At 73.3% G+C, this 10,630-nt stretch carries 10 protein-coding genes; 7 read left to right on the top strand and 3 right to left on the bottom strand.

All coding sequences use genetic code 11. The features are described 5' to 3' along the window. Nucleotides 1–7: 7 nt before the first annotated feature. The 3 genes from ACIQD7_RS29520 to ACIQD7_RS29510 form a co-directional block, all read right to left on the bottom strand. Nucleotides 8–922 (bottom strand): TIGR03619 family F420-dependent LLM class oxidoreductase, encoded by a 915-nt coding sequence (locus tag ACIQD7_RS29520; RefSeq protein ID WP_402445536.1) that lies wholly within the window; start codon nucleotides 920–922, stop codon nucleotides 8–10. Nucleotides 923–933: 11 nt separating this feature from the next. Beyond that, the gene (locus ACIQD7_RS29515) at nucleotides 934–2,178 is read right to left on the bottom strand and encodes an acyltransferase family protein (RefSeq protein ID WP_402445534.1); all 1,245 of its coding nucleotides are present in this window, start codon (nucleotides 2,176–2,178) and stop codon (nucleotides 934–936) included. Between the two features lie 77 nt (nucleotides 2,179–2,255). Then, on the bottom strand, nucleotides 2,256–3,461 hold the full coding sequence (locus ACIQD7_RS29510; protein ID WP_402445533.1) for an MFS transporter: 1,206 nt from the start codon (nucleotides 3,459–3,461) through the stop codon (nucleotides 2,256–2,258). 261 nt (nucleotides 3,462–3,722) lie between these two features. Here ACIQD7_RS29510 and ACIQD7_RS29505 point away from each other — a divergent pair, with 261 nt between their 5' ends. The 7 genes from ACIQD7_RS29505 to ACIQD7_RS29475 all read left to right on the top strand — a co-directional run bounded on the left by ACIQD7_RS29505 (nucleotide 3,723) and on the right by ACIQD7_RS29475 (nucleotide 10,584). Further along, entirely contained in the window at nucleotides 3,723–5,003 is a 1,281-nt protein-coding gene (locus tag ACIQD7_RS29505) for a sedoheptulose 7-phosphate cyclase (RefSeq protein WP_402445531.1), read from the top strand. Continuing rightward, on the top strand, nucleotides 5,000–5,842 hold the full coding sequence (locus ACIQD7_RS29500; protein ID WP_402445530.1) for a cupin domain-containing protein: 843 nt from the start codon (nucleotides 5,000–5,002) through the stop codon (nucleotides 5,840–5,842). The genes ACIQD7_RS29505 and ACIQD7_RS29500 overlap by 4 nt, the downstream gene beginning before the upstream one ends. Further along, nucleotides 5,839–6,276, top strand: coding sequence for a cupin domain-containing protein (locus ACIQD7_RS29495; protein WP_351973075.1), 438 nt, complete (start codon nucleotides 5,839–5,841; stop codon nucleotides 6,274–6,276). The genes ACIQD7_RS29500 and ACIQD7_RS29495 overlap by 4 nt, the downstream gene beginning before the upstream one ends. After that, nucleotides 6,273–7,412, top strand: coding sequence for a zinc-binding dehydrogenase (locus tag ACIQD7_RS29490; protein WP_402445528.1), 1,140 nt, complete (start codon nucleotides 6,273–6,275; stop codon nucleotides 7,410–7,412). Before ACIQD7_RS29495 ends, ACIQD7_RS29490 begins: the two co-directional genes overlap by 4 nt. 50 nt (nucleotides 7,413–7,462) lie before the next feature. After that, on the top strand, nucleotides 7,463–8,248 hold the full coding sequence (locus tag ACIQD7_RS29485; RefSeq protein ID WP_351973077.1) for an SDR family oxidoreductase: 786 nt from the start codon (nucleotides 7,463–7,465) through the stop codon (nucleotides 8,246–8,248). Nucleotides 8,249–8,342: 94 nt separating this feature from the next. Continuing rightward, nucleotides 8,343–9,446 (top strand): VOC family protein, encoded by a 1,104-nt coding sequence (locus ACIQD7_RS29480; protein ID WP_402445526.1) that lies wholly within the window; start codon nucleotides 8,343–8,345, stop codon nucleotides 9,444–9,446. Between the two features lie 67 nt (nucleotides 9,447–9,513). Continuing rightward, complete coding sequence (locus ACIQD7_RS29475) at nucleotides 9,514–10,584, top strand: ketoacyl-ACP synthase III family protein (protein ID WP_402445524.1); 1,071 nt, start codon at nucleotides 9,514–9,516, stop codon at nucleotides 10,582–10,584. The last annotated feature ends 46 nt before the right edge of the window (nucleotides 10,585–10,630 follow it).

Genomic DNA, 10,630 nt, shown 5'->3' with positions numbered 1-10,630 from the left:
GTCGAGGTCAGCGGAGGGATTCTCCGGTGGTGTCGATGACCGTGTTCGCCAGGTGTTCGAAGATCGCCCAGTCGTCCTCGGCGGGGCGGCGGCGCCGGTGGTCGCCTAGTTCGGTGTTCAGGCCGACGTACTGGGCGCCCAGCTGCTCCAGGAAGAGGAGGTCGGAGTGGAGCTGTTCCAGGGTTCCCTGGCCCAGGCGCCGTAGGTGGCTCGGGACCGGCTTGTCGGTCAGGGCCAGGGGGATCGTCGGGCAGAACGCCGGAGTGGGCCGGTCGGCCGCCGCCGCGTCGGCCGCCAGCGTCTTCAGGGCGGGGGCCAGTTCGGGGCCCTGCGGCCACATCGGGTGCCAGGCGTCGCCGTAGCGCGCCGCCCGGCGGACGGCCGCGCGGCTGTTGCCGCCCACCCAGACGGGCGGGTGGGGCGAGCGGGCCGGGCGGGGCGCGGTGTGGACGCCGTCGAAGTCCACGGTGGGCCCGTGGAAGCTCGCGACCTCCTCGGTCCAGAGCACGCGGAGGGCGCTCAGGTACTCGTCGGTGAGGGCCCCCCGCTTCTCGTAGGGCACGCCGAGCGCCTGGAAGGCGTGGTACGCCCAGCCGACTCCGACGCCCAGCACGAGCCGTCCGCCGGAGAGCTGGTCGAGGGAGGCGCTGATGCGGGCCAGTTGCAGCGGGTGGCGCTGCGGGGTGATGGCGACCCCGGTGCCCAGCTCGACGGTGCTGGTCTGGCCGGCGAGCCAGGCGAGGGTGGTGAACGAGTCGTAGAACGGCGCGGGGGAGCGGCTGTGGGCGTCGGAGGTCAGGGCGATGTGGTCGGAGACCGTCAGGAGGTGGTAGCCGAGCCGCTCGGCGGTCGTGGCCCAGCCCCGCAGCGTGTCCGGATCGGTGCCGGAGCCGAAGTTGGGGAGGTTGATGCCGAATCGCATGGTGGGGCCTTTCAGCGGGCGGGTCTCGCCGGTGCGGGCGGTGCGGGGGCGTCGTCGTGCGGGCCGGGCTGCGGGGGAACGGCCGCGACGGGCCTCCCGGCGGCCGGGCGGGTGGGCGGAGTGCCGCCGGAAGCGGTACGGGCGGGAGCCGGGCGGCGGCGCGCCTTCGCCCAGCGGCGCATCGCGGGGCGCTCCACGCCCACGTACAGCAGCCAGGCGAGGGCCAGGGCGAGCACGGTGCACAGGGCGATCAGCGCGGCGCCGACAGGGAGGGAGAACTGCCGCTGCTCGCCCAGGAGTCGGCGGCCGTAGACCAGGAGGGGCCAGTGGACCAGGTAGAAGGCGAACGAGATCTCGCCCAGCAGGGTGAGGGTCCGGCCGCGCAGCCACGTCTTCCGGTCCTCCACGTCGAGGTGGGCGAGGGCGGGTATGAGCAGGGCCAGGGGAACGACCGTCGCGGCGTTCAGGGCGTACAGCGCCGGCAGGTACAGCGAGCCGGCGTAGCAGAGCGTGAAGAGCGCGACCAGCGGCAGCGGGCCGATGCCGATCCAGCGGCCCTCCAGGGCGATCCGGGCCATGACGATGCCCAGGACGAAGTCGAGCACCCGGGTGAGCGGGAAGACGTAGACCAGCCAGAAGCCCAGGGCAGGACCGGACTTGTCCGGCATCATCATGCTCGGCTCGGCCGGAAGGAGCGCGGTGACGACCGCGGGCAGCGCGATGATCACCGCGATCAGCGCTCCGGCGCACCACCACAGGCGGCGCGCGCCGATCCCGCCGATCCAGCGGTGCAGCAGCGGGAAGAGCAGGTAGAAGACCAGCTCACAACCCAGTGACCAGCTCGGGTTGTTGACGCTGAAGTAGACCGACTCCTCGGGCACCCACGACTGCAGCAGCAGCAGGTTGAGGACGGCGGTCGTGCCCGTGACGGTGGCCGCCGCGTACAGCGCCATCGTCACGGCGTACATGACCAGGTGGTTGGGGAACACCTTGACCAGGCGGCGGCGCCAGAAGGCGCCGACCGTGTCTGAGGGGCGGGCCGACCAGGTCAGGATGAAGCCGCTGAGGACGAAGAAGAAGGAGACCCCCACCCAGCCGGTCTTGCTGAAGACGGTGAACAGGCCTTCGGAGACGTCCTGGTCGGCGAAGGGCTTCATGATCGCCACGTGGAAGAGGAAGACCAGGAACGCGGCGAAGAAGCGGACGCCGGTGATGGAGGTCAGCCGGGGGCGGGGGGCGGTGCTCTCTCCGGTCATGACGCGCCTCCGGTCCGGTTCGGGGCGATCCGTGTCCGCGGCTCCGGCGCGGTGCGGTGGACGTGTCGCACGGCGGGTCAGCCGACCGTCGCCGTGCGCGGACCGCCGCCGGTGCTCTCGGCGGCCCCGGTGACCTCCGCCTTCCGCTCGCGCCGGTCGCGGCGGAGCTCCAGCAGGCCGAGTACGAGTCCCAGGACGGTGACCGCGGCGCCGGCGACGGTGGTCCAGCGCACTCCGGCGGTGTCGACGACCCGTCCGCCGAGCCACGAGCCGCCCGCGTTGGCGAGCTGGAAGGCGGAGATGTTGACCGCGAGCGCGAGGGTGGGCGCACCGGCCGCGGCGCTCAGGATGCGGGTCTGGAGACCGGGGATGATGGAGAAGGCCGCCGCTCCGAAGACGAAGACCAGGACCGCGGTCACGATCTGCGCCGACGCCGTGGCACCGAACAGCAGCAGGATTCCGGTCAGCGCCGCGAGCAGCGCACACAGGGCGGGCATCAGCGACCGGTCGGCCAGCTTGCCGCCGAGCACGGTGCCGACGACGGACCCCACGCCGAAGACGATGAGCAGCACCGTCACGGCGCCCGTGGAGAAGTGGGTGACGTCGGTGAGCAGCGGGGCTATGTAGGTGAAGACGGTGCCGAAGCCGGCGCTGCCGAGCACGGTCATCGCGATGGCGATCTGGACGCGCCGGTTGCCGAGGACCTTCAGCTCGGACGCGGCTCCGCCGCCGGTCGCCGGTGCGGGGCGGACGACCGCGGCGACGAGGAGCGTGGCCAGCGTGGTGATGCCGGCGACGGCCCAGAAGGTGGCCCGCCAGCCGTGGCTCTCGCCGATGAAGGTGCCCAGCGGCACGCCCAGGACGGTGGCGAGGTTGAGCCCGAGCGACACCTTGGCCACCGCCGAGCCCGACTGGCCCTCGGGGACCATCGAGACGGCGAGCATGATGCCCACGGCGACGAACGTGCTGTGGACCAGGGCCGCGACGACGCGGGCGACGACCACGACCCAGTACTCGGGGGCGACCGCGGCGAGCACGTTGCCCGCGATGAAGACGCCCATGAGCAGCAGCATCAGGGTCTTCCGCTCGATGCGCGCGGTGGCGATGGTGACGATCGGTCCGCCGATGACGACGCCCAACGCGTAGGCCGTGACCAGGAGTCCGGCGGTGGGGATGTCGACCCCGAGGTCGCCGGAGAGGCCGGGCAGGATGCCGGCGATGACGTACTCGGAGGTGCCGACGCCGAAGACGCACAGCATCAGCGCGAAGAGGGGGAAGGGCATGGTGGTCCCTGGGATGTGAGAAGGGCCCGGCGGGCCGGGGCGGGGTGGGGACGGGTGGCGCTCACCGTAATGCACGGCGCATGCATTTCAAAATACTTGACAAGTCATACATTGTGAATGAGTGTTTGTCGCGGCGGACCGATCGCCACGAGAACCGAACGCTCGAAGCGCCCCGAAACCACGGCGCGTCGAGCCCCGGACCCGGCCGGTCCCGTCGTCCGCCGCCCCCTGCCGCCCTTCCTACGTACGAGGTGTGCTCCCATGACCCCTTCCGACGTTCTGCGGTCCCACGCCAGCGCGTCGCGGTCCAGTGACGGCGCCGCGCAGGAGCCGTCCGGGCTCTTCACCTTCAGCCAGCAGGTCGACTCCTGGGTCGTACGGACGGCCAAGCCCGTCAGTTACGAGATCCGCTTCGTCGACGACGTGCTCGACCCCTCCAGCACCGACCTCGTCGAGGCGGGCTCCCGGGGCGTCACGGGCACGGACGCCGCCCCCGTGCGGCGCTTCGTCGTCGTCGACGCCCGCGTCGACCTGCTGCACGGCGACCGGATCCGCGCCTACTTCGACCACCACAAGGTGGAGCACCGGATCTGCGTGGTGCCGGCCGACGAGTCGGTCAAGGGCTTCGACACCGCGGCGCGCATCATCCGGGAGATCGACGACTTCGGCATCGCGCGCCGCCACGAGCCCGTCGTCGTCATCGGCGGCGGCGTCCTCATGGACATCGTCGGCCTGGTGAGCAGCCTCTATCGGCGGGGCACCCCGTTCGTCCGGGTCCCCACCACGCTCATCGGCCTGGTGGACGCCGGCGTCGGGGCCAAGACCGGCGTCAACTTCAACGGCCATAAGAACCGTCTGGGCACCTACTTCCCGGCCGACCTGACGCTCCTCGACCGCTGCTTCCTCAACACCCTCGACCGGCGGCACATCAGCAACGGCCTCGCGGAGATCCTCAAGATCGCGCTGATCAAGGACGGCGGCCTCTTCCAGCTCCTGGAACGCCACGGCGGCCTGCTCCTGGAGGAGAAGTTCCAGGGCCTGTCCTCCACCGGCGAGCTGGCCGGGGCCGAAACCCTGCGCCGCGCCATCCACGGAATGCTCGAAGAGCTCCAGCCCAACCTCTGGGAGGCCCAGCTGGAGCGGGTCGTCGACTACGGGCACACCTTCAGCCCCACCGTCGAGATGCGCGCGCTGCCCGAACTGCTGCACGGCGAGGCCGTCTGCGTCGACATGGCCCTCACCACCGTCCTCGCCCAGCACCGCGGCATGGTGAGCGAGACCGACCGGGACCGGATCCTCGCCACCATGCGGGCCCTCGGACTGCCCAGCTGGAACGACCTGCTGACGGGGGAGATCCTCACCGACGCGCTCCAGGACACCGTCCGCCACCGCGACGGACAGCAGCGCCTGCCGCTGCCCGTCGGCATCGGCGGGGCCGCCTTCGTCAACGACGTGACCGCCCTGGAACTCGCCTCCGCCGTCGAGGACCTGCGCGCGCTCCAGAACGCGGGCCGGACCGCCGAGCGGGGGACCACCCGATGACCACGGCCGTCACCGACACGGCGGTCGCCGGGGACACCGCGGCCACCGCCGGGGAACCGCGGGGCGTCCTGCTGGCCGACGTCACCACCCCGGCGGACGTGCACGGCGTGCACGGCGCCGCCGGACTCTCGCACTGGAAGTGTCTGGCCGGACGCCACGACCTGACGGGGGAGTGGGAGGCCGTCGAGTGGGCCAGCATCCCGCCCGGCGGCGTCAGCGGCGAACACCGGCACACCCGCACCGAGGAGCTGTACTTCCTGCTGTCCGGCGAAGGGGAGATGTACCTCGACGGCACCCCCCACGCCGTGTCCGCGGGCTCCCTGATCCTCACCGGCCTGGGCACCGTCCACGGCCTGGTGAACACCGGCACCACCCGGCTGGACTGGCTGGTCGCCGAGATCCGCTCCCCGCACACCAGCGGCGCCCTCCGGGGCCGCACCACGAACCCGTCCGGCGACGCCCCGCGCCGGCGGACGGAGGAAGAGGCCGACGTGAACGCCCGGATCCACCGGCTCGGCGACGAGCAGCGCATCGACCCCACCACCTTCCTCACCGGGCCGCTGCGGCTGATCGAGACCGTGACCGTCGCCGCCGGCGAGGGCCTCGACCTCGCCGCCACCGAGACCGAGCACACCGTCTTCGTCCTCTCCGGCAGCGGCACCGCCGTCTCCGGCGACAGCGAGGCACCGCTCGGCCCCGGGGTGTCGGTGACCCTGCCCCGGGGCACGTCCGCCCGGATCCGCGCGGAGCGCTCCGGCGCCGCCGACGGCGAACCGGACGGGCTGCGGCTCTTCCACGCCGAACTCTCCCTCACCACGGCCGCCGTGGAGGACGAGTGATCGTCACCGGGACCGGCACCCCCACCCGCGCCCTGGGGCCCGCCGGAGCCGCCGCGCCGACCTGGCGCTGCCTCGCGCGGCGCGGCATGTTGCACAGCGAGTGCGAGACCTTCGACCACGTGGTCCTGCCGCCGGGCCGGACCGGGCGCCACGACGACCCGGGCGTCGAGCAGGCCGTCCACGTCCTGCGGGGCACCGCGGAACTGCGGCTCGGCGGGACGGCCCGGCGGCTCGACGCGGACGACGTGGTGCTCGTCCCGGCCGGGACCGCGGCCCTCGTCGAGGCCGGACCCGACGGAGCGGAACTCCTCGTCCTGCGGGTCCTGTCGAAGGCCTCGCACACCGCGCTGCCGCCGCGCGTACCCGAACTCCCGCCGCGCGAGCGCGCGATCGGAAACCCGGCCCCCGGGCCCCACCAGGAGCGTGCCGCATGACACAGGACAGCACGTGGGAGCGGACTCCGGCCGACTGGCCGGCCGGCATGATGCGCGCCGCCGCCGTGGCCTCCCCGCACACCACCCGGCTCCTCAAGGTGCCGATACCCGACCCCGCGCCCGGCGAGGTGCTCGTGACCCCGCTGCGCGTCGGCCTCTGCGGCACCGACCTGGAGCTGCTGCACGGCACCGCCAGCTACGTGCGGGACGGCCGCGCCCCGTACCCCCACGTCTTCGGCCACGAATGGGTCGGCCGCGTGGTCGCGGTGGCACCGGGCGCGACCGGCGCCACGGACGACCGGATCTCCGTCGGGGACCGGGTGGTCGGCCACACCATGATCAGCTGCGGTGACTGCCGGGCCTGCCACCGGGGGCGCCGCAACGAGTGCGGACGGCTGCGCGAGGTCGGCCTCTACGGACAGCAGGGCGCCGCCGCCCAGTACCTCAGGATGCCCGCCCACGCCCTCAGCGTCGTCCCCGAGGACGTCACCGACGAGGCGGCGATGCTCGTGGAACCGGCCGTCACCGTCCTGGAGGGACTGGAGCGGGCGCGCTGCGCCCCCGGCGACCGGGCGCTCGTCATCGGCACCGGCACCATCGGCCTGCTGGCCGTCCAGCTCACCGCCGGACTGGCCGGATCGGTCGAGGTCGTCGGCGTCGACGACTCCGGACTCGCCACGGCCCGGCGCATGGGCGCGCGCCGCGCCTTCCGGCCCGGCGAGGCCCCGGCCGGCCACTACGACGTCGTCGTCGAGGCGTCCGGCGCGACCAGCGCGTTCCACGAAGCGCTGCGCACCACCGGGGTCGGCGGCCGGATCGCCGCGGTCGGCGTCGCGACGGAGGCCGTGGACGGCGTCGACCTGGGCGACCTCGTCCTGCGGGGGATCACGGTGCACGGCATCCGGCACGGGCTCGACCAGTACGACCGCGTCCTGAAGCTCTTCGGGGACGGGGCCCTCACCCCGGACGGGATGATCGCCGGCGTCCTGCGGCTGGACCAGGTGGACGAGGCCTTCCGGCTGCTCCAGGACTCCGGACGCACCGCCCCCAAGGTCGCGCTCGACCCGAGCGCCACCGCCGACGGCGAGGACGGTCCCCCGGCCGATCTCCGGGAACCGGCGCGGAACGCCGCCTGACGCCGCGCCCCGGCCCGTACCCGTACACCCACCACGGACGAAGGACACCCATGCCCAGGCCCATCAGCCTCATCACCGGCGCCAGCTCCGGCATCGGCGCGGAGACCGCCCGCGCGCTGGCCGCCGCAGGCCACGACGTGATCGTCGGGTACGGCGGCAACGAACGGGCGGCGAAGGAACTCGCCGCCGAACTCGCCGCGGGACACGGCGTCGAGGCGACCCCCGTCGCCTTCGACCTGGCCCGGCCCACCGCCGCCGCCGAACAGCTGCGCGCCGCCGTACGCGCCGCGGGCGGCATCGACGTCCTGGTCAACAACGCCGGGATCAACCGGCGTTCGCCTGCGGTCGACGAGGACCTGGAGTCCTGGTACCGCGTCCTCGACACCAACCTGACCAGCCCGTTCGCCCTGGCCCAGGAGGCCGCGCGGACGATGATCGCCCAGGGCAGGGGCGGGCGGATCGTCAACGTCACCAGCGTCCACGAGCACATCCCGATCAGCGGCGGCAGCACCTACTGCGTCGCCAAGAGCGGCCTCGGGATGCTGACCAAGGTCATGGCGATGGAACTCGCCGCGCACGGCATCACCGTGAACTCCGTCGCCCCCGGCGAGACCGCCACCCCCATGAACGGCGTGCCCGCGGGCCACCCCGCCACCGCCATCGCACGGCCCGCCATTCCGGCCGGCCGCCCGGGCGGCCCCCACGAGGTGGCGGCGTTCATCGCCCACCTGGTGTCGGACGGGGCCGCCTACACCACCGGCACCTCGCTCGTCGTCGACGGCGGCCTCAGCCTCGTCGCGGCGGAGGCCAACGCCGCCCACGCCGGCCGGCTCTGAACACGGCCGCGCCCTCCCCGGAGCACCCCACGCCTCCCGGGAGCCCCCACACCTTCCCGAAGCACCCCCGAAGCAACGTAAGGAACGCATCCAGGTGAACCCCGCCCCCTCCGCCGCCACGGAACTCCAGACCACCGGCATACCCACCGCGCGGAACGTCGACCACCACGCCTTCACGGTCCCCGACCTCGACCAGGCCGTCCGCTTCTTCGTCGACGTCCTCGGCGCCCAGGAGCTCTACGTCCTCGGCCCGGTCCGCGACGACGGCGACTGGATGACCCGGCAGCTCGCCGTCCACCCCCGCGCCAGCGCCCGGATCGCGCTGCTGCGGCTCGGCGACACCAACATCGAGCTCTTCGAGTACACCGCCCCTGAGCAGCGCACCGAGCTACCGCGCAACAGCGACGTCGGCGGCCACCACCTCGCCATCGGCGTGGCCGACATCGACCGGGCCGTCGCCCATCTGCGCGACGTGCCGGGCGTCGTCGTGCAGGGCGACGTCCAGCACATCGCCGAGGGTCCGATCGCGGGCAACCGCTGGGTCTACTTCCGCGCCCCGTGGGGCCTTCAGATGGAGCTCCAGCAGGTCGCCGAGGAGCCGCCCTACGAGAAGGAGACCGGCGCGCGCCTCTACCGGCCCGCCGCCGACCCGTCGCTGCCGGTGCCCGGCCTGCCCACCGCCCTCGGCGTCGACCACGTCTGCTACACCGTGCCCGACCTGGACCAGGCCCTCGACTTCTTCACCGGCGTCCTCGGCGGCGAACTGCTCTACCGCGTCGACATCGCCGCGGAGGCCGACTACTGCGGCCGCCAGCTCGACGTCCCCCAGGACATCGAGGTCGACGCCGCCATGGTCCGCCTCGGCCCGGTCACCAACGTCGAGCTCTTCCAGTACACCGTCGCCGACCAGCGCACCGAACCGCCGCGCAACAGCGACGTCGGCGGCCACCACCTCGCCTTCTACGTGGACGACGTCGAAGCCGCCGCGGCCTGGCTGCGCACGGTGCCCGGTGTCGAGGTGCTCGGCGAGCCGCAGCTCATCGAGGACGGCGGCCCCATCCACGGCGACCGCTGGGTCTACTTCCGCGCCCCGTGGGGCCTCCAGATGGAGGTCCTCAACATGCCCGACGGAATGCCCTACGAGCAGCACACCAGCGCCCGCCGCTTCGGCCCGAGCCCGTCCTGGAACCACCGCTGACGCGGTCCACCTCCGCCGACCCGCCGCGTGCCCGCACCCGCACGCGAAGACCTCGAGAAAGGCCCCCATGCGCTGGGACGACATTCACATCGCCGGACTCGGCACCCACCTCCCCGCTCCCGCGAGCGCGGAGCGGGCGCGGGACGAAGGCCGCTACCCGGCCGACGAGTTCGAGGAGAACCAGCTGGTGTCCGCGCTGGAGTCGGACGACCTCGGCGCGGTCGACATGGCCGTCGCCGCCGGCCGGCAGGCCATGGCCCGCAGCGCCGTCGCGGCCGACGACATCGCCCTGGTCCTGCACGCCAGCATGTACCACCAGGGCGAGGACTTCTGGACTCCCGCCTCCTACGTACAGCGGCACACCGTCGCGGGCACGGCACCCGCCATCCACGTCGACCACGCCTCCAACAGCGGCATGGCCGCCCTGGAGCTGGGCGCCTCCTGGCTGAACGGCCGCGACGGCGCCGCCGCGGCCCTCCTCACCACGGGCGACCGCTACGCCCCGCCCGGCTTCGACCGCTGGCACAGCGACAGCGGTCAGGTCTTCGCCGACGGCGCGACCGCGCTCGTCCTGAACCGCGGCGCCGGCTTCGCCCGGCTCGTGGCCAGCAACTCCACCTCCGACCCGGAGCTGGAGGACGCCTACCGCGACGTCGACCGCGGCTTCACCCCGGTGCCCCACGCCGACGGCAAGCCCCTGGACCTGCGCGGGCGCAAGCGCCGCTACATGAAGCGGGTCGGCCACGACTTCGTCGTCGAACGGCTCGTGAAGGGCCTCCTGGCCAACACGGAGCGGACCTTCGCCGAGGCCGACACGTCCATGGACCAGATCGCCCGGGTCATCGTCCCCAACGTCGGCCGGGAGCTCCTCGAATGGGAGTTCCTCGCCCCGTACAAGATCGACGTGAACCGCACGGTGTGGGACTGGGGCCGGCACACCTGCCACATCGGCGGCGGCGACCAGTTCGCCGGGCTGACGTACCTCCTGGAGTCGGGGCAGCTCCGCCGCGGCGACCAGGTGCTCGTCGTCGGCGTCGGCGTCGGCTTCAGCTGGACCACCGCGGTGGTCACGGTGGACGAGGTCCCCGACTGGTCCGGCCCGGACGCCGGGACCCTCCGGGTGCTCGACGCGGCCTGATCCGCCCGCGCGGGGCGGGCGCGGGACGCGACCCCGCCGCCCGCCC

It is taken from the genome of Streptomyces sp. NPDC093071 (assembly GCF_044754545.1).
GTDB lineage: Bacteria > Actinomycetota > Actinomycetes > Streptomycetales > Streptomycetaceae > Streptomyces.
The sequence above is the reverse complement of the archived record's forward strand: the minus strand, read 5'-3'. Positions and strand labels throughout refer to the sequence as shown.